General features: G+C 70.6%; 26 protein-coding genes. 7 read left to right on the top strand and 19 right to left on the bottom strand.

What is annotated here, in order from left to right:
* Window positions 1–114: 114 nt before the first annotated feature.
* The 13 genes from AB0383_RS38675 to rsmD all read right to left on the bottom strand — a co-directional run bounded on the left by AB0383_RS38675 (window position 115) and on the right by rsmD (window position 9,584).
* Complete coding sequence (locus tag AB0383_RS38675) at window positions 115–1,383, bottom strand: hypothetical protein (RefSeq protein WP_366189913.1); 1,269 nt, start codon at window positions 1,381–1,383, stop codon at window positions 115–117.
* Window positions 1,380–1,703: a PadR family transcriptional regulator gene (locus AB0383_RS38670; RefSeq protein WP_220237677.1), complete on the bottom strand. Its 324-nt coding sequence runs from the start codon at window positions 1,701–1,703 to the stop codon at window positions 1,380–1,382. Before AB0383_RS38670 ends, AB0383_RS38675 begins: the two co-directional genes overlap by 4 nt.
* Before the next feature lie 102 nt (window positions 1,704–1,805).
* The gene (locus AB0383_RS38665; protein ID WP_366189912.1) at window positions 1,806–3,002 is read right to left on the bottom strand and encodes an MAB_1171c family putative transporter; all 1,197 of its coding nucleotides are present in this window, start codon (window positions 3,000–3,002) and stop codon (window positions 1,806–1,808) included.
* Window positions 2,999–3,541 carry a hypothetical protein gene (locus tag AB0383_RS38660; protein ID WP_366189911.1) on the bottom strand — a complete coding sequence of 181 codons (543 nt, stop codon included), beginning with the start codon at window positions 3,539–3,541 and terminating at the stop codon, window positions 2,999–3,001. The genes AB0383_RS38665 and AB0383_RS38660 overlap by 4 nt, the downstream gene beginning before the upstream one ends.
* Before the next feature lie 3 nt (window positions 3,542–3,544).
* Window positions 3,545–3,976 carry a helix-turn-helix domain-containing protein gene (locus AB0383_RS38655; RefSeq protein WP_220237674.1) on the bottom strand — a complete coding sequence of 144 codons (432 nt, stop codon included), beginning with the start codon at window positions 3,974–3,976 and terminating at the stop codon, window positions 3,545–3,547.
* A gap of 51 nt (window positions 3,977–4,027) precedes the next feature.
* Window positions 4,028–4,891 carry a bifunctional DNA-formamidopyrimidine glycosylase/DNA-(apurinic or apyrimidinic site) lyase gene (gene mutM / locus AB0383_RS38650; RefSeq protein WP_366189910.1) on the bottom strand — a complete coding sequence of 288 codons (864 nt, stop codon included), beginning with the start codon at window positions 4,889–4,891 and terminating at the stop codon, window positions 4,028–4,030.
* A 47-nt stretch (window positions 4,892–4,938) separates the two neighbouring features.
* A complete protein-coding gene (gene rnc / locus AB0383_RS38645; protein WP_354882244.1) occupies window positions 4,939–5,694 on the bottom strand; it encodes a ribonuclease III in 756 nt (251 codons plus the stop codon).
* 14 nt (window positions 5,695–5,708) lie between these two features.
* Window positions 5,709–5,891, bottom strand: a complete 183-nt coding sequence (gene rpmF, locus AB0383_RS38640; RefSeq protein WP_220237671.1) for a 50S ribosomal protein L32 — start codon at window positions 5,889–5,891, stop codon at window positions 5,709–5,711.
* Between the two features lie 75 nt (window positions 5,892–5,966).
* Window positions 5,967–6,584 (bottom strand): YceD family protein, encoded by a 618-nt coding sequence (locus AB0383_RS38635; protein WP_364188605.1) that lies wholly within the window; start codon window positions 6,582–6,584, stop codon window positions 5,967–5,969.
* 68 nt (window positions 6,585–6,652) lie between these two features.
* Window positions 6,653–7,381, bottom strand: coding sequence for a DivIVA domain-containing protein (locus tag AB0383_RS38630; RefSeq protein WP_366189909.1), 729 nt, complete (start codon window positions 7,379–7,381; stop codon window positions 6,653–6,655).
* Between the two features lie 171 nt (window positions 7,382–7,552).
* Entirely contained in the window at window positions 7,553–8,266 is a 714-nt protein-coding gene (locus AB0383_RS38625; protein WP_364188608.1) for a ribonuclease domain-containing protein, read from the bottom strand.
* Window positions 8,267–8,482: 216 nt separating this feature from the next.
* On the bottom strand, window positions 8,483–8,965 hold the full coding sequence (coaD, locus tag AB0383_RS38620; RefSeq protein WP_366189908.1) for a pantetheine-phosphate adenylyltransferase: 483 nt from the start codon (window positions 8,963–8,965) through the stop codon (window positions 8,483–8,485).
* Window positions 8,966–9,017: 52 nt separating this feature from the next.
* Window positions 9,018–9,584, bottom strand: a complete 567-nt coding sequence (rsmD, locus tag AB0383_RS38615; RefSeq protein WP_366189907.1) for a 16S rRNA (guanine(966)-N(2))-methyltransferase RsmD — start codon at window positions 9,582–9,584, stop codon at window positions 9,018–9,020.
* Window positions 9,585–9,705: 121 nt separating this feature from the next.
* Between rsmD and AB0383_RS38610 the strand changes: the two genes are divergently transcribed.
* The 5 genes from AB0383_RS38610 to AB0383_RS38590 all read left to right on the top strand — a co-directional run bounded on the left by AB0383_RS38610 (window position 9,706) and on the right by AB0383_RS38590 (window position 14,947).
* Window positions 9,706–11,829 carry an ATP-binding domain-containing protein gene (locus tag AB0383_RS38610; RefSeq protein ID WP_364188616.1) on the top strand — a complete coding sequence of 708 codons (2,124 nt, stop codon included), beginning with the start codon at window positions 9,706–9,708 and terminating at the stop codon, window positions 11,827–11,829.
* A 716-nt stretch (window positions 11,830–12,545) separates the two neighbouring features.
* Window positions 12,546–13,541, top strand: a complete 996-nt coding sequence (locus AB0383_RS38605; RefSeq protein WP_364188619.1) for an LLM class flavin-dependent oxidoreductase — start codon at window positions 12,546–12,548, stop codon at window positions 13,539–13,541.
* A gap of 297 nt (window positions 13,542–13,838) precedes the next feature.
* Complete coding sequence (locus tag AB0383_RS38600) at window positions 13,839–14,417, top strand: hypothetical protein (RefSeq protein ID WP_366189906.1); 579 nt, start codon at window positions 13,839–13,841, stop codon at window positions 14,415–14,417.
* 14 nt (window positions 14,418–14,431) lie between these two features.
* Window positions 14,432–14,560 (top strand): hypothetical protein, encoded by a 129-nt coding sequence (locus tag AB0383_RS38595; protein ID WP_364188625.1) that lies wholly within the window; start codon window positions 14,432–14,434, stop codon window positions 14,558–14,560.
* Entirely contained in the window at window positions 14,561–14,947 is a 387-nt protein-coding gene (locus AB0383_RS38590; RefSeq protein WP_364188628.1) for a GntR family transcriptional regulator, read from the top strand.
* Between the two features lie 153 nt (window positions 14,948–15,100).
* Here AB0383_RS38590 and AB0383_RS38585 read toward each other — a convergent pair whose 3' ends face one another.
* The 3 genes from AB0383_RS38585 to AB0383_RS38575 all read right to left on the bottom strand — a co-directional run bounded on the left by AB0383_RS38585 (window position 15,101) and on the right by AB0383_RS38575 (window position 20,433).
* The gene (locus AB0383_RS38585; protein ID WP_366189905.1) at window positions 15,101–15,898 is read right to left on the bottom strand and encodes an arginase family protein; all 798 of its coding nucleotides are present in this window, start codon (window positions 15,896–15,898) and stop codon (window positions 15,101–15,103) included.
* A gap of 121 nt (window positions 15,899–16,019) precedes the next feature.
* Window positions 16,020–19,397, bottom strand: coding sequence for a pyruvate carboxylase (locus AB0383_RS38580; protein ID WP_366189904.1), 3,378 nt, complete (start codon window positions 19,395–19,397; stop codon window positions 16,020–16,022).
* Between the two features lie 142 nt (window positions 19,398–19,539).
* Entirely contained in the window at window positions 19,540–20,433 is an 894-nt protein-coding gene (locus AB0383_RS38575) for a S8 family peptidase (RefSeq protein WP_366189903.1), read from the bottom strand.
* Between the two features lie 176 nt (window positions 20,434–20,609).
* Between AB0383_RS38575 and AB0383_RS38570 the strand changes: the two genes are divergently transcribed.
* Window positions 20,610–20,933: a DUF4288 domain-containing protein gene (locus AB0383_RS38570; RefSeq protein WP_366189902.1), complete on the top strand. Its 324-nt coding sequence runs from the start codon at window positions 20,610–20,612 to the stop codon at window positions 20,931–20,933.
* Here the strand turns inward: AB0383_RS38570 and AB0383_RS38565 are convergent.
* Entirely contained in the window at window positions 20,930–22,147 is a 1,218-nt protein-coding gene (locus tag AB0383_RS38565; RefSeq protein WP_366189901.1) for an erythromycin esterase family protein, read from the bottom strand. The two genes, AB0383_RS38570 and AB0383_RS38565, sit on opposite strands and share 4 nt — an antisense overlap.
* A gap of 31 nt (window positions 22,148–22,178) precedes the next feature.
* On the opposite strand from AB0383_RS38565, the gene AB0383_RS38560 reads away from it, so the two are divergent.
* The gene (locus tag AB0383_RS38560) at window positions 22,179–22,817 is read left to right on the top strand and encodes a TetR/AcrR family transcriptional regulator (RefSeq protein ID WP_364188645.1); all 639 of its coding nucleotides are present in this window, start codon (window positions 22,179–22,181) and stop codon (window positions 22,815–22,817) included.
* Between the two features lie 276 nt (window positions 22,818–23,093).
* Here the strand turns inward: AB0383_RS38560 and AB0383_RS38555 are convergent, their stop codons facing one another.
* Both AB0383_RS38555 and recG read right to left on the bottom strand, forming a co-directional pair.
* Entirely contained in the window at window positions 23,094–23,723 is a 630-nt protein-coding gene (locus tag AB0383_RS38555) for a GNAT family N-acetyltransferase (protein ID WP_366189900.1), read from the bottom strand.
* 260 nt (window positions 23,724–23,983) lie between these two features.
* A complete protein-coding gene (gene recG / locus AB0383_RS38550) occupies window positions 23,984–26,137 on the bottom strand; it encodes an ATP-dependent DNA helicase RecG (protein ID WP_364188650.1) in 2,154 nt (717 codons plus the stop codon).
* Window positions 26,138–26,139: the final 2 nt, after the last annotated feature.

Here is a 26,139-nt window from a genome sequence, read left to right as displayed (position 1 = left end):
AGCACGAACAGTCTAAGAAACTACCAACCGTCCGCACATGCTCTGATTGACGTTTCCCCAGCCTGAGCCGGAGTGAGCAGCCCCGACCTCTGCTCCCCCGGCCCCTCGCGCGCTCTACCTCGTCGGCGGAGCAGGACTGGTCGGCGACGTCGTCTTCGCCGGGGCCGACGACGTCGGCTTGGCAGGTGCGCTGGAAGGAGCACTCGGCGGCGAAGTCACCGGCTTCGGGATCGCCGCGGCAAAAGGCACGCCCGTCTCCTCGTGGCAATACCCGAGGTAGCCGTTGTAGCCGTCGCGGTTGCCGTTGGCGTCCTGGACGCCCTGGACAAGCTGCGGGCGCGGGAAGCGGTTGTCCTCGCCGACCTTCGAGCGGGTGCCGCTGTCCTGCTCGCAGCCGTAGCGGGTGACGGTCAGCGGCCGGCCCTGGTCGTCGTAGAGGTAGACGTCCGTGAGCGGCTTGCCGGCAGCGTCGAAGGCGTAGACGTTGTCGACGTCCTCGTTGCCGTACCGCAGCTGCTGGTTGCCATAGGTGTCCGTGGACGGCGAGGAGTACGACGTCGTGTCCGGGTAGTACGTGCGGTGCGTGATCAGGTCGATCGCCGCGCCGAAGCCGCCGAACGCGCCGCCGATCACGAACGCCGACACCGGCACCGCGATCCACAGCAGCCGCCGGTCGCTGCCGGTCTTCGGCCCGGCCCAGACCACCGCCGCGGCGGCCGCGATGAGGAACGGCAGCAGCAGCAGCGCGTACGAGTGCCGCACCATGAGCAGCAGGCCGAACCCGATCAGGGCCACCGCGCACACCACCCACCACGCGGGCTTCAGCGTACGCAGGTACGCCACAGCCTTGTCGCCCTCACGGTTCGAGCGCCACGACCGCACCGACTCCCGCGTCCGCACGACCTCGGGCAGCTCCAGCACGGCCGAAACCCCGCGGTGGAACAGGAAAATCAGGCTCAACGCGAACACCGGCGCCAGGAGCAGCAGACCCAGCAACCTGTCCGGGTCGAGGCTCACCGCCGCCGCGAACGCGAACAACGCGAGCCCAGCGGCGCAGAACACCAAGCCCCACAAGGCAAATCGCGCCGCGAACAGGCTCGGGGCCTTCGCCGGAGCCAGCACGGCCGTGGCCGCTTCGGCACCCGCGGGCGCCGGCGGATAACCCCCGGACGCACGCAGCTCGGCCGCATAGCTCTCCGGCGAGCCGAGCCGTTCGATGAGCTGCTCGACGCGCGCGTGGGCCCCCAGCTCGGTTTCCATCTCGGCCAGGTGCGGCCGGACGTCCTCCAGGATCTCCTCGATCTCCCCCGCGGGCAGATCGCCGAGCGCGGTGCGGACCCTCGCCAGGTACACGCGCACCGCGGTGGGCTTCTCCGTACTCATGCTGCCTCTCCCAGTAACCCGTTCATCGTCGACGCGAAACTCGCCCACGTCTTCCCCGACTCCTGCAGCCGCGCTCTCCCCGGCTCGTTCAGGCTGTAGTACTTACGGTGCGGGCCCTCTTCGCTCGGCACGACGTACGACGTCAGCAACCCGGCCTTGTACAGCCGGCGCAACGTGCCGTAGACGGAAGCGTCACCCACTTCCTCCAGGCCGGCCACGCGAAGTCTTCGGAGCACGTCGTAGCCGTACCCATCGTCTTCGCGAAGCACGGCCAGCACCGCCAGGTCCAGCACTCCCTTGAGCAGCTGACTGATCTCCACGGCACCCTCCAGTCTTGCGTTTGGAACGGTACCACGCATTGCGCAGTAGTGCGCACGGCGGACGGCCATTCGGCGGAAACCATCCGCGCACAGAGGTGAAGATCAGGCCGGAACGCCCAGCTCACGCCGGGTTTCGCGCCGCACGTCGGCCACCAGAGCCGAGCGCCGCCACGCGCGCGTCACCTCGATGAGCCACGCGGCCTCGGCACTCACGTCGGCAGCCACGGCCCGGCTCGCGGGCGCGTCGGCATCGTCGGGCTGGAACCGGTGGTCCGCTTCGCGCGCGACGAGGGCCGCCGCGAGCGTGGCGGCGTCGACGGTCGCGGCCACCCGGCGCGTCGGCACGCCGTCACGCCGCGCGCGGTCCACCACGCGCGCGGGCAGGTCCGGGTCGAAGTACGGCCGCAGCGCGAGATGCCCGTCGCGGATCTCGATCACGCGCCGGTAGAGCGCGAACTCCGCACCGCGCCCGAGCCCGCTCGCCGGATCCAGGGCGATGCCCGGCACGGCGTCGCGCAGCACCGTCCACAGTGGCTCGATCCGGCGGTAGCCGCGGTACGCGCGCACCCAGCGGAACGGCGTGGCGAGCGACGGCCCCCACACCGACAACGTCGACCCCGCCACCGCGAGCACCACACAAGTGGCCCCCAGCACCGCGGCCGGCAGGTCCTCCGTCGCCCCGACACGGCCATCCGAGATGAGTGCGGCCACGTCGTCGAGATCCCACAACGTCCACGCCACCGCCGCCACCACGCCGGCGAAGATCAACCACAGCCCGGTGCGAAGCGAACCCGCGCGGGCGCGCGTGGCGAAGCGCGCGAAGAACACAGCAACGAGGGTCAGGCTGAGCACGCCGTACACGACGAACACCAGCTCGTACGCGATCAGGAACGGTCGCCCCTCAGCGGCGACGACCGTCTCGTTGCCCGAGCGGTCCGGGCCCGCAAGCGTGAACAGCACGATCTCCACCACGATCACGAACCACGACAGCACCGCGTGCCAGCCCAGGCGCGCGTCGGCGCCGAAGCGCATCGAGCGCGTGAACGCGACCGTGAACCCGATCGCGCCGAACTTGGCGAGGTCGCCGGCGAGCGGCGCGTACTCGGCGTACCAGCGGTGGTGGCCGGCCAGCTCGTCCATCGCCGGCATGCCGTCGGTGATGCCGAGCGCGATGCAGATGCCGAACCCCGCGAGGAACCACAGCGTGCGCGCCGGCTGGTCGCGCCCGGCCTCGAGCAGCTTCACGCCGAAGCCGGCGAACCCGAGCACGCAGGCCAGGTACGCCAGCGTCTCGATCACGGGTTCCGGCGGCGCGGGCGGCCACCAAACATGTCGTCCATGCGGGCCATGCCGCTGTCCGGTTCCGGCCGCGGCGCCTGCACCTTCGCCACGCGCTGGGCGAGCAACGACGCCACGAGCTCGGCTTCCTGCTCCTCCACGGCCGAATACGTGGTCCGCCCCAAAACGCGGCGGACCAGCTCGGGGGAAAGGTTCGGCATCAACGCGCGGCTCACGGCCGTGTCGATCGCCGCGCCTTCAGCGCAGGCGTCGGACCCGACGTGCCCGCACAGCAGGTGGCCCACCTCGTGCAGCAGGATGTGGCGCCGGTGCAGGGCCGTGGTGTAGGTGGGATAGAGGATGTAGTCGGCGCGCGCGGTGCTCATCAGCAAGCCGCACGGCCCGCCGGACGGCGCGTTCACCGGCATCAGCTCGATGGGCCGGCCGCGACCGGCGGCGATGCCCGCCACGAACTCGGCGGCGTCGAAGGGCTCGGGCAGCGCCGGCGCCTCGGCCAGGCGACGGCACCGTCGCCAGAGCTCGCGCTGCCGGTCCGCCACCGCTCAGTCCTCCTTCTTCACACCGCTTCGCGCGGCCTCCCTCCGGGCGATCGCGTCGATCATGTCGCTGATCGTGTCGAGCCCGTCCGGCGAGAGCGTGATGGCCCGCAGCGCCACGTCGCGGACACCGGCGTCGCGCAAGGCGCCGAGCAACGCCAGCTCTTCCGCGATCTTCACGCTCTGCTCGTCGTCGAAGAAGTATGCCGGAGGAACGCCGAAAAACTGCGCGAGCGCCTCGAGATGACGCTTCGTGGGGTTGTCACGACGCCCGGTGCGCAGCTGCCAGAGGTACGTGGTGGAGAAGCTCTCCCCCGTCGCCTCACGGCACGCGCGGGCGACCTCCTCGTGGCTGTATTGCTCGCGGTCGGGCCGGCGCACGACGTGGAACAGCTGGTCGATCTTGTCGGCCAGCGACGATCTGTCCGGCTCCGTCATGCTGCTCCTCTTCCGCCGCGTTCATTCTAGTTGATCGCCCCGACAGGCGCATCAACGCGAGCTGCGGGGCCGCGGCTGGCACTTCGGGCAGGAGTAGGACGAGCGGTTCATGAACGGTTCCCGCCGGATCGCCGTTCCGCACCGGCGGCACGGTAGTCCCTCCTGGCCGTACGCGTCGAGGGAACGCGAAAAGTACCCGGATCGCCCGTTCACGTTGACGTACAAGGCATCGAAGGACGTGCCGCCCACGGCGAGCGCGGCGTTCATCACCTCGCCGGCGGCGGCCAGCAGCGCACTCCCCTGGGCGTTGGTGAGCTTGTCGGTGGGCCGGGTGCCGTGCAACTTGGTGCGCCACAAGGCTTCGTCGGCGTAGATGTTGCCGACGCCGGAGACGAGGGTCTGGTCCAGCAGTGCGCGTTTGACCTCGGTGCGCCGCGAGCGCAACGCCTTCACCGCAGCGGCCGGGTCGAACCGCGCGTCCATCGGGTCGCGCGCGATGTGGGCGATGGTGGCGGGCAGCAGGTCGCCTTCGACGTCGGCGAGATCGTCGAGCGCGAGGCCGCCGAACGTGCGCTGGTCCACGAACCGCAGCTCCGGACCGTCGTCGTCGAAGCGGACGCGCACGCGCAGGTGCTTCTCGTCGGGCGTGCCCTCGGGCTGCACCAGCATCTGGCCGCTCATGCCGAGGTGCGCGAGCACGGCCTCACCGTGCGACAGCTCGAGCCACAGGTACTTGCCCCGCCGGCGCGCGGCCTCGACCACGACACCGGCCAGCCGACCGGTGAAGTCTTCGGCGCCGAGGGCATGCCTGCGGATCGCGCGCGGGTGCAGGACCTCGACCTTGCTGACGGTGCGACCGGCCACGTGGGCCTCAAGGCCGGCGCGCACGACCTCGACCTCGGGAAGTTCGGGCATGGCGTCCATTCTGCCCGTCCGGTACGACAGTTCCGGACCGGCGGGCGTCAGCCTTCGGACTTGGCCGAACCGTCGGAGCCGTGGCCCAGCTCTTCGGAGAGGGCGCGCCACGCCGTTTCGGCGGCCTTCTGCTCGGCTTCCTTCTTCGTGGTGCCGGAACCGTCGCCCAGCGGACGACCCGCGACGAGCACCGTGGCGGTGAACTCCTTGCGGTGGTCCGGACCGGTGTCCTCCACGCGGTACTCGGGCACGCCGAGACCGGAGGAAGCGGTGAGCTCCTGCAAGCTGGTCTTCCAGTCGAGACCGGCCCCGCGCAGGGGCGCCTCGGCCAGCAGGCCGTCGAAGAGGTGGTGCACGAGCTTGCGCGCGACCTCGATGCCGTGAGCCAGGTAGGTGGCACCGATCACGGCTTCGAGACCGTCGGCGAGGATGCTCGCCTTGTCCCGGCCGCCGGTGAGCTCTTCGCCCTTGCCCAGCAACAGGTGCGCCCCGAGCCCGCCCTCACCCAGCCCACGGGCGACACCCGCCAGCGCGTGCATGTTGACGACGCTGGCGCGCAGCTTCGCGAGCTGGCCTTCCGGCAGGTCCGGGTGCGTGGTGTACAGGTGGTCCGTGACGACCAGGCCGAGCACCGCGTCGCCGAGGAACTCCAGCCTCTCGTTGGGCGGGAGCCCACCGTTCTCGTACGCGTACGAACGGTGGGTCAGCGAAAGCCGAAGGAGCTCGGGGTCGAATTCGACCCCGAGCGCCTCGAGCAGTGTGATGGGATCGGCCGCGGGTCCCCCGGCGGACTTACCCCCCATGGTCGGCTGCCCGATCAGGCGGGCTCGACGACCTGGCGGCCGTTGTGCTGGCCGCACGTCGGGCACGCGATGTGCTGGAGCTTCGGCTGACGGCAGGCGCGGTTGGAGCAGGGCACCAGCTGAACCGGAGCCGCCTTCCACTGGCTGCGGCGCGCGCGCGTGTTGGATCGCGACATCTTCCGCTTCGGGACGGCCACGAGTAGATCTCCTTCAGACTGTCTGCCCGCGTTCACGAGCCGAACTGACTTCTCCCGGATCGAGCTGGACGCTCGTCAGGCTTGCTCTCCGGAGCCGTGCGCAGGCTTTTCGCCCGCGTTCTCGTCGAATCGCTCGACCAGCGCGGCCCACCGAGGATCTATCTTCTCATGCCCGTGTCCGGGCTCGAGATCGGCCCACTTGACGCCGCATTCGGTGCACAGCCCGGCGCAGTCCTCCTCGCACAGCGGCACGAGGGGAAGGGCCAGGACCAGGGCGTCGCGGACGATCGGTTCGAGGTCGATCCGGTCGTCGACCAGCCGCGGGATCTCGTCCTCGTCGGTGGTCTCCTCCGTGGCCGTACCGGGGTAGGCGAACAGCTCCGTGAGGTCGACCTCGATCTCCTCGGTGAGGGGGTCGAGACAGCGCGAGCACGTGCCGGTGGCGGTGGCGCTCGCCGTGCCGCTGACCAGCACACCCTCGACCACGGATTCGAGGAGCAGGTCGAGCTCGAGGACGGAGCCGGCCTCGAGCGAGATGACGTCGGGCACACCGAGGGCGGCGTCGAGCGGCACGCTCCGGCGCACCTCGCGGCTCAGGCCGGCGCGGCGGCCGAGCTCACGGGTGTCGACCACCCACGGGCTCTTGTCATCCAGCTGTGCGGGGCGGGTGTTCTGGGCAGGGTTCTCTGACATCGCATACCAGGGTACGCAGGGTGCGCCAGTGGTTTCGCGCTGGTGCCGAGCGTCACTCCCGCAGGGGGTCAGACCTGGTAGTCGTACAGCGTCGGACGGCCGCCGCTGCCGCCCAGGTTCACCGGCGAACGCAGGTGGTTGCGGCCCGAGTCGACGGTCCGCAGCGTGGTCGCGAGCAGCTCCGAGAACTCGGCGAGCTTGCCGTCCACGTACGCGTCGCAGTCGGCGCGCTGGCGGTCGGCCTCGGCGTGGGCCTCGTCGACGATGCGGGCCGACTCGGCGTGCGCGGCCTGGACCACCTCGGTCTGCGAGACCAGCCGCGTCTGCTCGGCGCGGGCGTCCTCGATGGCGCGCTCGTAGGCGTCGCGGCCGGCCTGGATCATGCGCTCGGACTCGGCGCGGGAGCGGTCGGTGAGGTTCTGGTACTCGGCCTGCCCGGCGGCGACCATGCGCTCGGCCTCGTTGTGGGCGTCGCCCATCATCTGCTCGGCGCGGGCGCGCGCGTCGGCGAGGGTCCGCTCGGCCTCCGACGCGGCGTCGGACACCGTGCGCTCGGCCTCTTCGTTGGCGCCGGCCACCGTCTCGCCGGCTTCCTTGCGGGCGGCGTGCAGGAGGTCGTCGCGCTTGTCGAGCACGTCCTGAGCGTCGTCGACCTCGCCGGGCAGCGCGTCGCGGACGTCGTCGAGCAGCTCGAGGACGTCGCCGCGCGGCACGACGCAGCTGGACGTCATGGGCACCCCGCGGGCCTCTTCGACGATCGTGACGAGCTCGTCGAGTGCCTCGAAAACCCGGTACACGGCCACTCCCTCAAGCAGTAATCCCCGTTCGCTACCGATCAGTCTGCCCGCTTGCCGGCCTGAAGCGGTGAACGCGCGCCGGACTGGGCGTGTCCTCTTGCGAACGACTCATGACGCAGCGTGCCGCCCCACCCGGCGCGGGTGGGGCGGCACGCAGGCGCGTCGGGGGTTTCAGGAGTTGAGGTCGATGCGCTTGAAAGTGGAGTAACGGTCCGGCGTGTAGGCCAGCTCGCCGCCCTTGCCCTTGATCACGCGGTCGTTGGTGCCCACCGGGAACAGCTGGTAGTAGCCCGCGGCGCAGGCCGGCAGCACGCCCTCGCGGTTCTCGTAGGTCTGGCCGGTCGCGCCGCTGCGCACCTGGTTCACGACCGACTTCGCGGCCGAGGACAGGGTGGAGTAGCCGATCTTCGCCAGGCCCGAGAGGTCGCCGCAGGAGCCGGTGTCGCCGCCACCACCACCGTTGACGTCGATGACCTTGAAGGTCTCGTAGTGGTCGCCGGTGTAGAAGTACTCGCCGCCCTGGCCGGTGATGATCCGGCGCGTGCCGCGGTTGCTCGCACCGGGCGTGGGCACGGTGTACTCGTGGTAGTAGCCGGAGGAGCAGGACGGCAGGATGCCTTCACGGTTGTCGAAGACGACGCCGTCGTTCTTCGGGTACGGGAAGGGCCCGCCCTTCTGGATCAGGTTGTAGGTCGTCGTCGCCTCCGCGGGGAGCGAGGACAGCGACGTGTGCGAGAAGCCCGACAGGTTGCCGCAGGAGTTCTGCAGCACGGACGCCGGCGCCGCCGGGGCAGCGGGCGCCGCGACCGCGGCGGTGCCCAGCCCGAGGAATCCGACCAGCAGCGCGAACAGGACGGTCGCTAAACGCGAACGGTGGTTGGCCATTTTCGGACCGTAACCCGATCGGATGGTCGCGAGGCTGCCGTCAAGTGAACAGCTTCGAGCGTTCCCCGAAGTCCCGACGATGGTCGCAACCCGTTCGGGCGAATGCGCCGGGTGAACGTGCGAAACCGCTCGGCTCTTGTTTGCGAGCAAGCGGATCGTGTTCGGGTACGAAACGGGTCTTGTTCGCGAACGAGCGCTTTTCGTCCGGGACCGCGCTCAGCCCTGGTGCGGGAACACCTTGCGGAGCCGTTCGAACACCACCGGCGGCACGAGCCGCTCGACATCGCCGCCGAGCGCCGCGACCTCCTTCACCAGCGAGCTGGAGACGAAGCCGTAGGCCGGGTTGTTGGCCATCAGCAGCGTCTCGAGGCCGGTGAGCTCGCGGTTCATCTGGGCCATCTGCAGCTCGTAGTCGAAGTCGCTGACCGAGCGCAGGCCCTTGGCGACGGCCGCGATGTCGTTCTCGCGGCAGTAGTCCACGAGCAGGCCCTGCCACGAGTCCACGCGCACGTTGGGGAGGCTCGCGGTGATCTCACGCAGCATCTCCAGCCGTTCCTCGACGGTGAAGAGGCCCTTCTTGCTCTTGTTCACCCCCACCGCGACCACTACCTCGTCGAAGAGGACGGAGGCCCGCTCGATGATGTCGAGGTGTCCGTTGGTGGCCGGATCGTAGGAACCGGGACAGACCGCACGCCGCATGCGCGGACGCTACCAAGCCGCGACGCTGCGCGCGCACTTCGTGACTGCTGCGTCACACCTGCGATCGACGCGTGTACTCCGCCCAGTGCAGGGCGGTGTCGCCGTACTTCTTGTCGCGCGTGGGCGTGTAGGCGCCAGGCCAGTCCGGCGCGCCGTCGCGAGCGGCACGTTCGATCACCACCAGGGCGCCGTCGGCGAGCCAGCCGCCCTCGTCGAGCGCAGCCAGCACGGAGCCGAGCGCGGCGGCGTCCACGGCGTACGGCGGATCGGCCAGCACCACGTCGAACCGCGCGGGCGCGGGGGCGGCGACCACGGCCTCCACGGGGGCGGCACGGACGGTGCCGCCCAGGCCCAGGGCGCCGACGTTGCCGCGCAGCACGTCGGCCGCGCGGCGGTCGGCCTCCACGAACCAGGCGTCGGCGGCGCCGCGGGAGAGGGCTTCGAGGCCGAGGGCGCCGGAGCCGGCGTAGAGGTCGAGCACGCGGGTGCCGTCGAGTTCACCGGCCACTTCGAGCGCGTTGAACAGCGCTTCGCGTACGCGTTCGGACGTCGGGCGGGTCCCCTTGGGCGGCACCTTGAGCCGCCGGCCGCCCGCCTTCCCCGCCACGATCCTCGTCACCCCGCCATCTTCGCCGAACGTCGCGGTGTGGCGTTGGGCAGGACTTGCTGAATCTCGCGCGCGCGGGCGCGTACAGTCGTTCTTCGCCCTCGTGAGGCATCGAGTCGTTTAGGAGCGTTGCGTGTCGGAACCCCGGGTGAGACGGGCGGAGATCGCCGTCGAGCAGGCCCACGTGGATCGGGTCTACACCCGGCTCGCAGAGCTGCGGGTACAGGCCGAGGCGATGCGCACGAAGGGATACGAGCTGGGGCAAGGCGCCCAGCGCGAGGCGATTTTCGAACAAGCCTCGATGCTTTTCGAACGCGACATGATGGTCTTCCACGCCAATCAGACCCTCCAGACGCTCGACGCCGAGTACGAGGGCCTCGTGTTCGGCCGGCTCGACCACCTCGACCGCGACCACATCTACGTCGGCCGCCTCGGCATCCGCGACAACGAGTTCGACAACCTCGTCACCGACTGGCGCGCGCCCGCCGCCGCGGCGTTCTACCAGGCCACGGCCGAGGAGCCGATGGACGTGGTGCGCCGCCGCGTCATCCGTTGCTCCGGTCAGAACGTGCTCGATGTCGACGACGACGTGCTGATCCCCGACGCCGTGCCCGAGGACATGCAGGTCGTCGGCGAGGGCGCGCTGATGGCCGCGCTCGGCCGTTCCCGCGGCGAGAAGATGCGCGACATCGTCGCCACGATCCAGAAGGAACAGGACGAGGTCATCCGCGCGCCGTGGCGCGGTGTCACCGAGATCACGGGCGGTCCGGGCACGGGCAAGACGGCCGTCGCCCTGCACCGCGCCGCGTATCTGCTCTACCGCCACCGCCGCCAGCTCGGGGGCGCCGGCGTGCTCGTGATCGGGCCGTCCGGGGTGTTCACGACGTACATCTCGCGGGTGTTGCCGTCGATGGGCGAGACGAACGTGGAGCTGCGCGCCCTCGGCGAGGTGCTCGACGGCCTCGCCGCTACCCGCCAGGACACCTCCGAGCTCGCCGCGATCAAGGGTTCGCTGCGCATGCGGAAGGTGCTGCTGCGCGCGTTGCGCGACACACCGCCGGAATCGCCGCAGGAGATGCGCATCGTCTACCGCGGCGAGGTGCTCAAGCTCTCGGCGCGCGAGCTGGAGAAGGTCCGTCGGAAGGCCCACACCCAGGGCGCACCGCCCAATCGCGCGCGCGTGCGCACGGCCGAGCTGCTGCTGGGCGCGCTCGCCGACAAGGCCGAGGAGTACGCGAAGGCCGACGGCAAGCAGCTCGACCGCGCAGAGCTAATCAGCGACCTCGGCGAGCGCATCGAGTTCCACCGCTTCCTCGTCGTCTGGTGGCCAGTCCTGTACCCGGCGCAGATCCTCAAGTGGCTCGGCGACGAGAAGCGCCTCGCCGCGGCCGCGAAGGGCGTGCTCAACCGCCACGAGATCTCCCTCCTGGCCGCCGACTTCGCCGACCGTTCGCGCGGCTGGTCCGTCGCCGACGTCGCCCTGCTCGACGAGGTGCGCGTCCTCGTCGGCCCCGAGCCCAAGCGACGCCGGCGCCAGACCGTCCTCGAGGCTGAGCCCGAGCGCGGCACCACCGGCGGCGGCACCCACCGGCCCGAGCACTACGACGAGTACTCCCACGTCGTCGTCGACGAATCCCAGGACCTGTCCCCCATGCAGTGGCGCATGGTCGGCCGCCGCGGCAAGTACGCCAGCTGGACCGTCGTCGGCGACCCGGTGCAAAGCTCCTGGCCCGACCCCGACGAGGCCGCCGCCGCACGCGACCAGGCCTTCGGCGTGAAGACCACGCGCCGCCGCTTCACGCTGCGCACCAACTACCGCAACTCCGCGGAGATCTTCGACCTCGCCGCGAAGGTCGTCACCGGCCACGCCCAGGCCGACGAGCTTCCCCGCGCCGTCCGCACCACCGGCATCGAGCCCGAGGTCCGCCCCGTCGAGGCCGGCGCCCTGGAAGGCGCGACGCAGGCCGCGGTCAAGGAACTCCTCGGCTCCGTCGAAGGCACCGTGGGCGTCATCACGGCCATGGACCGCGTCCCCGAGGTCACCGCCTGGTTCACCGACGAGACCGACGAACGCCTCAAGGTCGTCGGCAGCCTCGACTCCAAGGGCCTCGAGTACGACGCCGTCGTCCTCGTCGAGCCCATGGACCTCGTCACCGAGTCCTCCACCGGCCGCCGCGTCCTCTACGTCGCTCTCACCCGGGCGACGCAGCACCTGATCGTCCTGGCCTCGAACCCGGACTGGCTGCCCACCACCTGACCCTCCGCCCGCTCACCTTCAGCCGTTCGCCTCTCAGCGGCGACGCCCCGTCTCGTTCGGCATCTCCGGTCTTGGCCGGGTGATCGGGTCGACCGGACTTCTCGGGCCCTGCGCCCGCCGCGCGCCCAGGCCCCGCGCCCGCCGAGCTCCCAGGCCCCGCAGCCGCCGCGCTCCCAGGCCCGCAAGCGCTGGCCGGCCGCGCGCCTCGGCCGGCCGCGCCGCCGTGGCCGGGGCAGGCCGGGCGCCGGTTCGCCGCTGATCGGCGACAGCCGCGCGACCGAGACGCCGAATGACCTCGCCCGCCAGCGCACGCTGCGCGTGCAAGAGACCCGCACCCCATCGCCCGACCGTGAGGCTGGCCACAAGCAGGGCCCCGCCGCCGCCCTCTCCGACTCGTCCGCGTCCGCGCCCCGCCGCCGGACACGCGGCCCCGACGACACGGCGCAACCCGGATTCGCCACTGATCGGCGACGGCCTCGCCTGCCGCGGCGACCAAGACACGCACCACCGAACCCGGCACTCCGGCTGAGGCCACGCGCCCCGAGTTGACCGTGGCCGCAAGCCCGGCCCCGGCCCGACCACGGATTCGCCGCCGAGTGGCGAAACTCTCGCCATCCGGCGGGGAACCGTCGGTGTCTCCGATCTCGACCGAACGCCGGCCACCCGACCCTGACTCGCCGGGAAGGGAACAGCCGTCGTATGCGTTACTGCTCAGCGTGAGTTCTCTGCCTGACGTCCCGCTGTCCGTGCTCGACCTCTCCCCCGTCTCGGACGGGCACGGGGTCGGCGAAGCGCTGCGCAACACCATCGACCTAGCCCGGCACGCCGAGCGGCTGGGGTACCGCCGCTACTGGCTCGCCGAGCACCACAACATGCCGGGCATCGCCAGCTCGGCCACGGTGGTGCTGATCGGGACCGTCGCCGACGCCACGGAGTCGATCCGGGTGGGGTCGGGCGGCATCATGCTGCCCAACCACGCGCCGCTCGTCGTGGCCGAGCAGTTCGGCACGCTGGAGGCGCTGCACCCGAACCGCATCGACCTCGGCATCGGGCGCGCGCCCGGCACCGACCAGCGCACGGCACTCGCGCTGCGCGGCCCCGGCGGGCTGTCCGCCGAGAACTTCCCCGAGCAGCTGATGGAGCTGCTCGAGTACTTCGAGACCGACCCGGCGCGCGGCGTCAATGCCGTGACCGCCGAGGGCAACAAGCCGCCGCTGTGGCTGCTGGGCTCGTCCGGCTTCAGCGCGCAGCTGGCCGGCCGCCTCGGTGTGCCGTTCTCCTTCGCGCACCACTTCGCGGCCGAGAACACGCTGCCGGCCGTGCAGCTCTACCGGGAGAACTTCCGCCCGTCCGAGACGCTGGCCGAGCCGTACGTGATGCTCGGCGTGTCCGTGGTCGCCGCGGAGACCGACGAGCGCGCGCAGTTCCTGGCCGGCCCCAGCGGGCTGACGTTCCTCAGCCTTCGCCGCGGCCGTCCCATCGCGCTGCCGACGCCCGAGGAAGCCGCCGAGTACCCGTACACGGAGATGGACCGCGCGTTCCTCGCCGACCGGTTCGGCTCGAGCATCATCGGCTCGCCCGAGACCGTCCGAAAGGGACTCGACCAGCTCCTCGCCGACACGGGCGCCGACGAGCTCATGGTCACCACCATGGTCCACGGGCACGAAGACCGTCTGCGCTCCTACGAGATCTTGGCGGACCTCAAGAACTGACGACACGCAGAAGAGAGATCCCGGCCCGGGTGGCCGGGATTTTCTTTTCCGCTCTCCGGCCGCCACGTCGCGGACAGACCCGGCAACCACCGCCGGCCATTCAGTGGCCAATCCGCGGCAACAGCGGACACGATCGACCGGAGACGAGATCCGCCCGTCGGCAGAAGACTCGTGGGTCTTTCGCCACCGGGACGACCAGGTCAACAACGCCCACGGAGCTAAGGGCGCGACCGATCTGCGCAACACCCTCTTGGTCTTGTACCATGTGGTTGGCACAAAACAAGGGGGGCTCACGCCATGCACGTCGACAATGTGGTCCCAGTCGCGATCGTTTGCGGCTTGTTCGGCCTGGCCATCCTGTTCGTGCTCTGGCCAGGCCGGCGCCAGGGCGCGCGCCTGCTCGCCAAATGGGGCTTGCCGGACGCGACCCCGGACCAGGTGTCCGTGGCCGTGCGCTACTTGCGCCGCCGCAGGCTCTGGTATCCGTGGCTGTTCGTGGGCCTCCCGTTGATCCCTGGCGCGGCGGATTTCGCCAACGCCAACGACGTCAGCGCGATCATGACCGTGCTCCTCTTCGGCGGGCTGATCGCCGAGGTACTCGCGCAACGCCCGGCTCCGAGCGCACGCCGCGAAGCCGTGCTGGCCCCGCGCGGCATTCTCGACTACGCCCCGAAATGGGCGATCGTCGTGACCTCGCTGGCCGCGCTCGCCGCCACGGTGCACCTCGCCGCGACCGGGCAGTGGACGTTGTTCGGCGTGACCGCCGCGGCCACCGTCGTCGCGTGGGGCGTGGTGCTTCTCGCCGTCCGCCGGCCGGCGGCAGGTAACCCCGACATCGACCTGGCGCTGCGGGCCGCAGCGCGCGTGTCGCGCTGACGCTCGCCACCGGCATGTGCGCCACGACCGGCTGGTCCGGCAGCAACCTGGCGTCGTTCCTGGCGTTCGTCGTGACACTGGCCGCGTTCATCGCGATCGCCACGCCGCCGCGGAGACTGCCCGCGACCGCGACGGCGAAGTAGATGCCGTTGCGAGTGACCGTCGACGCCGACAACGGCGTCGCGCCCTGGCGTCAGGTCCGCGACCAGATCGTCCGCGCGATCGGCACCGGCGCGCTGCCGATCGACGCCCGGCTGCCGCCGATCCGTCAGCTCGCCCGAGACCTCGGGCTCGCCTCCGGCACGATCGCCCGCGTCTACCGCGAACTCGAGGCCGCCGGCTGGGTGACCACGGCTCGCGCCAAGGGAACCGTCGTCACCGGCTCGGCCGAGCGGCCGGACCGCGCGTCACTGCTCCGCGACGCTGCCACCGAGTACGCCCAGCGCGTTCGAGAGCTGGGCGTCGATCCCAGGGAAGCGGTCGACGCCGCGCGTGCAGCCCTCAGCGACTTTCCGCAGGGCCAACAGTGATCCCCTAGACCCCGGCCGGCGAGCTTTTCGCCACTTCGCAGACCATCTCCGGTACGGCTCGGGCACACCTCCTTCTGGCCGTACTCACTCGTGGTCGCGCACCGGGGCGAAGAGATCACCGCCGAAGCGGAATCCGCCCGTGGGCAAACGGGTTCAGTTTTGCAGCAGCACCCTCCCCACCGCGGCGATCACGGGCTCGAGAACCTCGAGCTCCGTGCCCACGCATTCCGTGATCCCCGCGCCGATGACGTCCATTTCGGACAGTTCATCGATCGCCCGGACAAGCTCGCTGACTGTCAGCCCACCGGGCTCCGGGTAGTTCACGCCACCAAAGGACGCCGGGTCCAAGACGTCGAGGTCAAGGTGCAAGTACACCTGCTCGACGCCGGACTCGCGCAGCGTCACGACGGCATTGTCGGTGTGTACAGCCAAACCTCGGCCGATGGCCTCTTCCTCCGGGGCGTCGAAAGCCCGCGTTCCGAACAGGGCCACCCGGCCGGCTTCGACAGCCGGGCTCGCCGCGAACTGCTCGTCGCCTTCGCCGAGCAGCGACCGCAGCACCATGCCGTGGAACGCGCCGGACAGCGATGACGAGGCCGTGTTCAGGTCCGGGTGCGCGTCGAACCAGGCGACGCCGAGCGCCGGGCCGTAGCGGTACCGCGCGACGCCGATCGGCACGAGCTCGACTCCGCAGTCGCCGCCGATCGTCAGGACCGGGCCGCCAGGTGCTTCGAGCGCGGCGAGTTGCGCCCCTCGGTTCGTGCCCGTGAGCACGGCCCGGTTGGCGACGCCCGACACCGCGTCGGATGTTCCGGGGTCCTGGTGGATGTGGTGCACCGGCAGGCCGAGGACGTGCCCGGCCAGCTCGGAAAGCGCGAGGCAGCCCTCGACCAGTCCCCGTGCCCGGGGGCCGATCGCGCCCTGCCACTGCGGCACCGCGTTGATCAGCATGCGCCCGACGTTAGCGCGGCGACGCCGGTCGAGACGAGCCCGAGACGGCGCGAACGGTCCATTCGCGCCGTGATGGCACGAATGGACCGTTCGCGACGGTCGAAACTGGCGCCGCGGCGCGCTACTCGAGCACGATGAGGAGGTCCCCGCCCTCGACCTGCTGAACGGAGGTGATCGCCAACCGACCGACCTTGCCCGCCGCCGACGCGGTGATCGAAGCTTCCATCTTCATGGCCTCGATCGTCGCCACGGTCGCGCCGGCCTCGATCTGATCGCCTTCCGCCACCTGCAGCGTCACCACACCGGCGAAGGGAGCAGCGATCTGCTTCGGGTTGCCCTTCTCGGCCTTTTCGGTCGCGGGGACGTCCGAGGCGATGGAACGGTCGCGGATCTGGATCGGCCGGAGCTGGCCGTTGAGCGTCGACATCACCGTGCGCACACCGCGCTCGTCGGCCTCGCCGATGGCTTCGAGCTCGATGAGCAGCCGGACGCCGGGCTCCAGGTCGACCGCGTACTCCTCACCCGGGCGCAGACCGTAGAAGAAGTCCTTGCTGGACAGCACACTCGTGTCGCCGTAGGCCTCGCGGTGGGCTTCGAACTCCTTCGTCGGGCCGGGGAAGAGCAGCCGGTTCAGGGCTGCGCGTCGGTTGTCGGTGAGGTCCTTGCGGTCCTCTTCGGACAGTTCTGCCACAGGCTTGGCCGCCGAACGGCCCTCCAGAGCCTTGGTGCGGAACGGCTCCGGCCAGCCTCCCGGCGGGTCGCCGAGCTCGCCGCGCAGGAAGCCGATCACGGAGTCCGGTATGTCGAACTTGTTGGGCTCGGCCTCGAAGTCCGCGGGTGAGACGCCGGCGCCCACGAGGTGCAGCGCGAGGTCGCCGACCACCTTGGACGAAGGCGTGACCTTCACGAGGTGGCCGAGGATCTTGTCGGCCGCGGCATACATGGCCTCGATGTCCTCGAAGCGGTCGCCGAGGCCCAGCGCGATGGCCTGCGTGCGCAGGTTGGACAGCTGGCCGCCCGGGATTTCGTGGTGGTACACGCGCCCGGTGGGCGACGCGAGGCCGGCCTCGAACGGCGCGTAGATCTTGCGCACGCTCTCCCAGTAGGGCTCGAGGTCGCCGATCGCCTGCAGGTCGAGGCCCGTGGTGCGGTCGGAGTGGTCGGTCGCCGCGACGATCGAGCCGAGCGACGGCTGCGAGGTGGTGCCGGCCATGGAGGACACAGCGCCGTCGACCGCGTCCGCGCCCGCCTGGATCGCGGCGAGGTAGGTGGCCAGCTGGCCGCCCGCGGTGTCGTGCGTGTGGATGTGCACCGGGAGGTCGAACTCCTTGCGCAGCGCCGTCACGAGCTTGGCGGCGGCCGGTGCGCGGAGCAGGCCGGCCATGTCCTTGATGGCCAGGATGTGCGCCCCGGCGCCCACGATCTGCTCGGCCAGCTTGAGGTAGTAGTCGAGCGTGTAGATGTTTTCGTGTGGATCGGAGAGATCGGAGGTGTAGCAGAGCGCCACTTCGGCGACGGCGGTACCCGTTTCGCGCACGGCTTCGATGGCCGGCCGCATCTGCTCGACGTCGTTGAGGGCGTCGAAGATGCGGAAGATGTCGATGCCGGTGGCGGCCGCCTCCTCGACGAAGGCGTGCGTCACCTCGGTGGGATACGGCGTGTAGCCCACGGTGTTGCGGCCGCGCAGCAGCATCTGCAGGCAGATGTTGGGCACGGCCTCGCGCAGCTGCTCGAGGCGTTCCCAGGGGTCCTCGGCCAGGAAGCGCAGGGCGACGTCGTAGGTGGCGCCGCCCCAGCACTCGAGGGACAGCAGCTGTGGCACAGTCGCGGCGACGACCGGGGCCACGGCCAGCAGATCCTTCGTGCGCACGCGCGTGGCGAGCAGCGACTGGTGGGCGTCGCGGAAGGTCGTGTCGGTGACACCGAGCATCGGCGACTCCCGCAGCCAGCGGGCGAAGCCGGCCGGGCCCAGCTCGGTGAGCTTCTGCTTCGAGCCGTCCGGCGGAGTCACGTCGGCGGGCAGCTTCGGCAGCTTCGCCGTCGCGTCGAGCGTTCGCGGGCGCTCGCCGTGGGGGCGATTCACCGTCTGGTCGGCCAGGTAGGTGAGCAGGCGCGTGCCGCGGTCCGCCGAGTGGCGGGCGGTGAGCAGATGCGGGCGTTCCTCGATGAACGACGTGGTGACGCGGCCTTCGCGGAAGTCCGGGTCGTCGAGCACTGCCTGCAGGAACGGAATGTTCGTGGAGACACCGCGGATGCGGAACTCCGCGACCGCGCGGCGGGCGCGGCCCACGGCGGTCTTGAAGTCGCGGCCGCGGCAGGTGAGCTTCACGAGCAGCGAGTCGAAGTGGGCGCTGATCTCCGTGCCGGAGAACGCGGTGCCGCCGTCGAGCCGGATGCCGGAGCCGCCCGGGGAGCGGTAGGCGCTGATCATGCCGGTGTCGGGGCGGAAGCCGTTGGCCGGGTCTTCCGTGGTGATGCGGCACTGCAGCGCGGCGCCGCGCAGGTAGATCTTGTCCTGCGAGAGGCCGAGGTCGGCCAGCGTCTCGCCGGAGGCGATGCGCAGCTGCGACTGCACGAGGTCGACGTCGGTGACCTCCTCGGTCACCGTGTGCTCGACCTGGATCCGCGGGTTCATCTCGATGAACACGTGGTTGCCCTGGCGGTCGAGCAGGAACTCGACGGTGCCGGCGTTGCGGTAGCCGATCTTGCGCGCGAAGCGCACGGCGTCGGCGCAGATGCGGTCGCGCAGCTCGGGGTCGAGGTTCGGCGCGGGCGCGAGCTCGACCACCTTCTGGTGGCGGCGCTGCACGGAGCAGTCGCGCTCGTAGAGGTGGATGACGTTGCCCTCGCCGTCGGCGAGGATCTGCACCTCGATGTGCCGCGGTTCGACCACGGCCTTCTCGAGGAACACCGTCGGGTCGCCGAAGGCCGACTCGGCCTCGCGGGCCGCGGCTTCGATGGACTCGCGCAGCATCGCCGGGTCCTCGACGCGCCGCATGCCGCGGCCACCGCCCCCGGCGACGGCCTTGACGAACACCGGGAAACCGAGGTCGTCGGCCACGGCCACCAGGGCGTCGACGTCGCTGGAGGGCTCCGACGAACCCAGCACCGGCACGCCGGCCTCGCGCGCGGCCTTCACGGCGCGCGCCTTGTTGCCCGTGAGCTCGAGAATTTCGGCGCTCGGGCCGACGAAAGTGATCCCCGCCTGCGCACAGGCGAGCGCCAAGTCCGGATTCTCCGACAGGAAGCCGTAACCCGGGTAAACCGCGTCGGCACCCGCCTTCTTGGCGGCCTTGACGATCTCCTCGACGGAGAGATAGGCGCGCACCGGGTGTCCGGGCTCCCCGATCTCGTAGGCCTCGTCGGCCTTCAGCCGATGGAGCGAGTTGCGGTCTTCGTGCGGGAACACGGCAACCGTGCCCGCCCCCAGTTCGTAGCCTGCGCGGAACGCTCGGATCGCGATCTCGCCGCGGTTGGCCACCAGCACCTTGCGGAACATGCCCGGTCCTTCCGGTTTCGGATCGGTAGTGAAGGCACGTTACCCGGTTCTTCTCGCCCTCCGGGAGCTGAAGTCCAAGTGATGGACATCATTCGCGCCGACCTGCGTGCATGATGCGGGGATCTCAGGCTCGCCGCAACAGTCAGGACGTCGGTGCGGCCAGGGTGCAGAGCAGGCGGTTGGCTGTGCCGGACGGCACGTTTTTCACCACGTCCGGCGTCGCTGCCTGCACCAACGCCTTGGCGACGTCGGCCGGCGCGGCATCCGGGTGCAGGGATCGGTAGACGGCGGCGGCGCCTGCGACGACGGCCGCGGCCATCGAGGTGCCCGATAACGTGCCGACGTCCGACGATCCCGCGATCGGCGCCGGGATGTCGACGCCGGGCGCGTAGAGGTCGACGGGCGTCCCAAAATCCGAGAAAGTCGCCACCTGGTCTTGCACGTCGCTCGCCGCGACAGTGAGTGCGGCCGGGACCCTCGCCGGCGAAACTTGGCTGTCGTCTTCGCCGCCTTCGCCCGCGGGAACGACGGTGGGCATCACCGCGGCGAGGCCGGCCACTGCGTTGTCCAGCTGCTCGTTGGCGACGCCGCCGATGCCGAGGACGGCGACGGCCGGCTGGTGGGCGTTCTGGGCGACCCAGTTGATGCCCGCGATGATGTTGTCGGTGGACCCGCCGCCGTCCTTGTCGAGCACGCGGACCGGGAACATCTGCGCGGCCTTGGCGACGCCGTAGCTGCGGCCGGCGACGATGCCGGCGACGCGGGTGCCGTGGCCGTTGGTATCGGACGTGTCGGCGCCGGCCGTCAGGAAGTCCTTGCCCGGCTGGACCCGGCCCTGGAAGTCGGGGTGTTTGGCGTCGACGCCGCTGTCGATCACGTAGACCGTGACGTCGGCCGCGTCGGATTCGTAGCGGTATTTCTGGTCGAGGCCCGTCCGTTGATCGATCCGGTCGAGCGCCCAGCTCGGGGGGTTGACCTGCGTGCCGCCGGCCGCGAGCGCGGGCGAGTTTCCCGCCGCCACCAGCAGGAACGCCATTGTCGCCGAAAAAAGACCACGAGCCGTTCGGTTCCGCATTCCTGCGTCGTATCCCGGGCGCGCGTCGACGGCAACTCGACGTCACACGATGGGCTGGTCCGTGTTTGGGCTCGAAATCCGGTTGCCCGCTCGCCGGCGCGCGGCGAAAGTGATCATGGAGCGAACCAGGGGGAACGATGCCCGCCAACGCGTACGTCGCCGTTGTCCTCTACGAGGCAACGAGCGATTCGCCCACGTACGAACCGCTATACCGCGAAGACTTCGTGCTCGTGTACGCCGAAAGCGAAGAAGCAGCGGCCGAAGCCGTGGCCCGGCGCGTCGAAGGCGAGACGGGCAGCCATCGCAACGAGCAGGGCGAGCTGATCACGTTGCGCTGCAAGCGGGTGGTCGACGTCGCGCGGGCCCTCGAGGACGACCTCACGCGCGACGCCGACCTGTACGCCCGGCACTTCCGCGATTTCGCCGCCTATCGGCGATTCGAACCGCTGACGGCGGACTAGCTCCGGGGCACGTGGTCGCTGACGGACATCGTCGGCAGGTAGACCAGGGCGTCGAACGCCTGGACGACGTCGACCTGGGTGAACATGTGGGCGTGGCGCATGCTCGTCGGGCCCGCCACGCCTTTCGCGCGGTTGGCACGCAGGTCGACGAGGCAGGCGTCGGAGCCTGCGAGGGTGGCTTCGACGCTGTCGTCGGCCAGCGGCGGGAGCTCTTCGGTGTGGACGCGAAAGCCGAGGCGTTCGCCCTCGTCCGGGGTGAGGCCGCTGGTGGTCCCGGTGCCGGCGGTGACGCCGAGGGTGAAGTAGTCGTCGCCGAACTCGGCGGCCAGGTGCGTGCCGGCCGAGGGGAAGACCATGCCGGGCGCCGCGGCGAAGGGGACGCGCTGGAGGTGTCCGTTGTGGACCATCACGACGATCTTCGTCCCTTCGCCGTATAGGCGGCGAAGCAGCTTCACGGTCGACGCCATGTACGTGTCGCGCGACGAACTCTGCATCGGCGGCGCGACGCCCGCCATCATCGCCGCCAGCTCGCGCAGGTACATGTCGATGCGCAGGGCACCGAGGGCGTGGTGCTCGGCGGTGGCGTGAGCGTCCCGGTCGCGCCACTGCGAGTAGACGGGTGCCAGCGATTTCAGGTGGGACAGGAGAGCGGTGAAGGCAGCCGTTGCGGCGTCGCGCGCGGGGGCGGCCATCGCCGCGTAACGGCCAGGGGCGACGGCACTGCTGACGGACGCGTACGGCTCCGAAGCGGTGAGGCCGGCCTCGACCAGCGGGACGACGTCCGGGGCGACGTCCTCGAGGTAGCGCTGCACGGCCTTCAGCGCGGGCACCGGTGAGCCGCCGGAGCTCGGGACGTCGAGGCCGGCGTAGCGGACGCCGCCGTGGCCGCGGAGCCAGGTGAGCATGTCGTGCGCCTCGGGTGAGTCGCCGAGGGAGAAGGTGAAGCCGTCTCGCCCGATTTCGGCGACGTCACCGGGAGCGCCTCGCAGCCAGCCATCGACAAGCTCGCCCTCGGCGAATCCCGACTCGAACCCGAGCACGGTGAAGCCGTGTTCCTCGACGAGGTGGCGCAGCAGCCGGTTGCGGAGCTCGCCGAACTCGCGGATGTGGTGATTGTTCTCCCCGATCGCGACGATGCGCGCGTCTCCGATCAGGTCGGCGATCGGTGAGACGTCGTCGGGTGAGAAAGGCGTACGGAAGTCGAGGTCTGGCATACTGGGCACACTAACGCAACTGGAGTCGCACTTGGCAAGCGAATCGGCCGGAACCCGCCGACCGGGTGGGCGCACGGAACGCACGCGCCTCGCCGTGCTGCAGGCGACGCTCGACCTGCTCGCGGAGCGCGGCTTCACGAACTTGACGGTGGACGCGGTCGCCGACCGTTCGGGGGTGCACAAGACCACGATCTACCGCCGCTGGGAGTCGACGGACGGGCTCGTGGCCGCCGCGCTCCGCTTAGGCACCGAACAGCCGTGGACGGCGCCCGACACCGGCTCCCTGGCCGGCGACCTGACGGAGACGCTGCTGGAACTCGTGCAGTACTTCACCGAGCCCGGCCTGCGCGAGCTCCCAACGGCGTCAGTGCTGGCGGCCTTCCACTCCCCGCGTGCGGCGGAGGCGCTGCACGGGTTCTACGAGGACCGGCACGGCCGCTCGGCGGTGATGGTCACGCGGGCGATCGCGCGGGGCGAGGTGCCGGACGGGACCGACGCGGCGGAGGTGGTGCGGGTGGCGAGCGGGCCGATCTTCTACCGGCTGTTCATCTCCCGGGAGTCACTGACGGCGGCTGACGCGCGGGTGGCGGCGGAGGCTGCTGCTGCGGCGGCGCGGGCTGGTGTTTTCGTGCGGGATACAGCGGGTGGGGGCGCGGAATCAGGGGCTTGACCTCGGCGTCGCCGTTGGGGGGCGACGAGTTGTGAGCGCGGTGATTGTCTCTTCATCGCGGATGGCAACGCAGGCCATGCGGCGATGGGAAGCCAAGATCTCTGAACGTGCGCTGATGACCACGACCGAGATTGGCTGCCGACGGCACCCAGCGGGTGCGATCAGGCAACCAGGTGGCTGCACCAAGCGGATCACGGCGACCCGTGGCTACTGTTCGTACGGGCGTTGAGGTCCTGACCAGGTAAAACCGGTGATCGCCGTTGAACGGCGAAAGGGTCAGCCGCGAGGAGAGGTGCGGTAGCGGACTTCCTCGAGGGTGACCGTGCCGTTGGCGACGGATTCGACCTTGGTGCGGCCGTCGAGAGTCCAGCCGGTGCGTTCGTAGAAGGTGCGGGCGCGAGTGTTGCCGGCGAGGACCCACAGGGTGGCGGTGGCGAAGTCGGTGGCCAGGGCGGTGAGGGCGCGGGCGTGGAGGGCGCGGCCGAAGCCCTGGCTCCAGAACTCGGGCAGCAGGTAGATCGACGCGAGTTCGCCGGTGTCGGGGGTGGCGTCCTCGTCGCGGCTGGGGGTGGAGGCGGCGAAGCCGGCGATGGTGCCGTCGGGGGTTTCGGCGACGAGGACGGTGTGGCGGGGCGCCGGCGCGGCCAGGCTTTCCGCCCAGAAGGCTTCGCGGCGGGACGCTGAGAGGCCGGCGAGGAAGTCGGCCGGGAGGAGGCCGGCGTAGGCGGCTCGCCAGGAGCCGACGTGGACGCGGGCGATGCCGGCAGCGTCCGCGACGACGGCCGGGCGGACGGTGGCGGCCGAGCCAGACGTGGTTGCCAGGCCGGAAACGGCAGAGCCCGACGAAGCCGCAGAGCCAGAGCCGTAGGGCGACGACGGTACCGCCGCGGAACCAACGGCAGACACCGAGGCAGACGCCGCACCGGAGCCCGAAGCAGACGCTTCGCCAGGGAGAGAGCCGGAGGCAGGCAGAGCACCAGAGCCAGAGGTCGAAGCAGGAACAGCATCGGAGCCGGAAGCAGCCGCCGCGCCGGAGCCAGACACAGAGGAAGCCACCGCACCAGATCCGGAGCCGGAGGCAGGCAGAGCGCCAGAACCAGGGCCCGAACCAGAGCCCCTCGTGTCAGCGCCGGAACCAGCCGAACGGCCCAGAGGCTCCGAACCAGTCAACTCTTCTCCAAGTACTCCGCGCGCTCCATGTCCACCACATCGGACACCATTTGGGCCAGGCCAGGGTACGAAGAGAGCGTCGGGTCGCGCAGCACAATTTCCTGGGACTGGGCGCGCGCCTCGGTGATCACGTCTTCGTCGCGCAGGAGCGAGAGGAGCTTCAGGCCCGAGCGTTTCCCGGACTGGGCCGCGCCGAGGATGTCGCCCTCGCGGCGGAGCTCGAGGTCCAGGCGGGAGAGTTCGAAGCCGTCGGTGGTGGACTCGACGGCGGCGAGGCGTTCGCGGGTGGCGGTTCCGTCCAACGTCTCCGTCACCAGCAGGCACAGGCCCGGCACGCTGCCCCGGCCGACGCGGCCGCGCAACTGGTGCAGCTGGCTCACGCCGAAGCGGTCGGCGTCGAGGATGACCATGGCGGTGGCGTTGGGGACGTTCACGCCGACCTCGACGACGGTCGTCGCCACGAGGACGTCGATCTGGCCGGCGCCGAAGGCCCGCATGACTGCGTCCTTCTCGTCGGCGGGCATGCGGCCGTGCAATGCCGCGACGCGAAGGCCCTTCAACGGCCCGCCCGCCAGCTCCGGCGCCACGTCCAGCACGGCGAGCGGCGGGCGCTTGTCGCTCTTGTCCGACGGGGGCTCGTCGCCGATGCGTGGGCACACGACGTACGCCTGGTGCCCCTTCGAGACCTCCTCGCGCACCCGCTCCCACGCCCGGTCGAGCCACGCGGGCTTCTCCGCCACCGGCACCACGGTCGTCTTGATCGGCGAGCGCCCGACGGGCATCTCGCGCAGCGCGGACGTCTCCAGGTCGCCGTACACGGTCATCGCGACCGTGCGCGGGATCGGAGTCGCGGTCATCACCAGCACGTGCGGTGACGTGGAGTCCGAACCGCGCGAACGCAGGGCGTCGCGCTGCTCCACGCCGAAGCGGTGCTGCTCGTCGACCACGACGAACCCGAGGTCGGCGAACTGCACGGTGTCCTGGATCAGCGCGTGCGTGCCGACGACGATGCCCGCCTCGCCGCTCACCGTCTCCAGCAGCGACTTCTTGCGTTCCTTCGCGCCCATCGACCCGGTGAGCAACGTCACGCGCGTGGCCTTCTCCGCGGCCCCCAGCTCCCCCGCCATGCCGAGCTCGCCCAGCATCTCCCGCAGCGAACGCGCGTGCTGCGCCGCCAGCACCTCCGTGGGCGCGAGCATCGCCGACTGCCGCCCCGAATCGACGATCTGCAGCATCGCCCGCAGCGCGACCACGGTCTTACCCGAACCCACCTCGCCCTGCAGCAGGCGGTTCATCGGGTGCTCGGTCGCGAGGTCCGCGGCGATCTCGTCGCCGATCGCGCGCTGGCCGGCGGTCAGATCGAACGGCAAGCGCTTGTCGAACAGGTCGAGCAACCCGCCGTCGGTGTGCGGGCTGGCCTTGGCCGGGCGCGACACCGCGGAATGGCGCCGCTGGGCGAAAATCAGCTGCACGGCCATCGCCTCGTCCCACTTGAGGCGGTGGCGCGAGGTCTCCAGGTGCGCCCAGTCCTCGGGCCGGTGGATGCCACGCAACGCCCGTTCGAGACCGGGCAGCCCGTGCTGCTTCAGCACTTCGGCCGGCATCGGGTCGGCGTCGACCTCCAGCACGTCGAGCACCTGCCGCACGCACTTCGCGATCGACCACGTCGGCATGCCCTGCGCCGCCGGATACACGGGGATGATCTCGGCGAGGAAGTTGTCGACGGCCTCGGCTTCGCGTTCGGCGTCGAGCAGCTCGTACTCCGGGTTGGCCAGCTGCAGGGTGTCGCGGAACGCCGTGACCTTGCCCGCGAACAGGCCGGTTTTGCCCGGCGCCAGTTCCTTCTCACGCCACGCCTGGTTGAAGAACGCGCAGGCCAGCCGGCGTTTCCCGTCGGTGATGACCATGTCGAGGATCGTGCCGCTACGCGACTTCATGCGCCGCTTGCTGATCTTCTCGATCCGCGCCAGCACGGTCGCGTGTTCGCCCAGCTCAAGGCCGGCGATGTCGGTGAGCTCGCCGCGCTCGGCGTAGCGGCGCGGGTAGTGGCGCAGCAGGTCGGAGACGGTTTCGATGTCGAGCGCACCCGACAGCGCTTTCGCCGTCTTCGCGCCCAGTAGCAGCGGCAGCTTTTCGCGCAGCCCGGCCATTT

The sequence above is a fragment of the Amycolatopsis sp. NPDC051373 genome (assembly GCF_040689465.1).
GTDB lineage: Bacteria > Actinomycetota > Actinomycetes > Mycobacteriales > Pseudonocardiaceae > Amycolatopsis.
Note: the sequence above shows the minus strand (reverse complement) of the source record. Positions and strands in the feature narration are given on the sequence as shown.

Bases quoted from the DNA above. Each gene is read 5' to 3' on its own strand.
- AB0383_RS38675 (WP_366189913.1), bottom strand. From the start codon at position 1,383: ATGAGTACGGAGAAGCCCACCGCGGTGCGCGTGTACCTGGCGAGGGTC.
- AB0383_RS38655 (WP_220237674.1), bottom strand. From the start codon at position 3,976: ATGACGGAGCCGGACAGATCGTCGCTGGCCGACAAGATCGACCAGCTG.
- mutM (WP_366189910.1), bottom strand. From the start codon at position 4,891: ATGCCCGAACTTCCCGAGGTCGAGGTCGTGCGCGCCGGCCTTGAGGCC.
- rnc (WP_354882244.1), bottom strand. From the start codon at position 5,694: ATGGGGGGTAAGTCCGCCGGGGGACCCGCGGCCGATCCCATCACACTG.
- AB0383_RS38635 (WP_364188605.1), bottom strand. From the start codon at position 6,584: ATGTCAGAGAACCCTGCCCAGAACACCCGCCCCGCACAGCTGGATGAC.
- AB0383_RS38625 (WP_364188608.1), bottom strand. From the start codon at position 8,266: ATGGCCAACCACCGTTCGCGTTTAGCGACCGTCCTGTTCGCGCTGCTG.
- coaD (WP_366189908.1), bottom strand. From the start codon at position 8,965: ATGCGGCGTGCGGTCTGTCCCGGTTCCTACGATCCGGCCACCAACGGA.
- AB0383_RS38600 (WP_366189906.1), top strand. From the start codon at position 13,839: ATGCACGTCGACAATGTGGTCCCAGTCGCGATCGTTTGCGGCTTGTTC.
- AB0383_RS38595 (WP_364188625.1), top strand. From the start codon at position 14,432: ATGTGCGCCACGACCGGCTGGTCCGGCAGCAACCTGGCGTCGTTCCTG.
- AB0383_RS38590 (WP_364188628.1), top strand. From the start codon at position 14,561: ATGCCGTTGCGAGTGACCGTCGACGCCGACAACGGCGTCGCGCCCTGG.
- AB0383_RS38585 (WP_366189905.1), bottom strand. From the start codon at position 15,898: ATGCTGATCAACGCGGTGCCGCAGTGGCAGGGCGCGATCGGCCCCCGG.
- AB0383_RS38580 (WP_366189904.1), bottom strand. From the start codon at position 19,397: ATGTTCCGCAAGGTGCTGGTGGCCAACCGCGGCGAGATCGCGATCCGA.
- AB0383_RS38575 (WP_366189903.1), bottom strand. From the start codon at position 20,433: ATGGCGTTCCTGCTGGTGGCGGCGGGAAACTCGCCCGCGCTCGCGGCC.
- AB0383_RS38570 (WP_366189902.1), top strand. From the start codon at position 20,610: ATGCCCGCCAACGCGTACGTCGCCGTTGTCCTCTACGAGGCAACGAGC.
- AB0383_RS38565 (WP_366189901.1), bottom strand. From the start codon at position 22,147: ATGCCAGACCTCGACTTCCGTACGCCTTTCTCACCCGACGACGTCTCA.
- recG (WP_364188650.1), bottom strand. From the start codon at position 26,137: ATGGCCGGGCTGCGCGAAAAGCTGCCGCTGCTACTGGGCGCGAAGACG.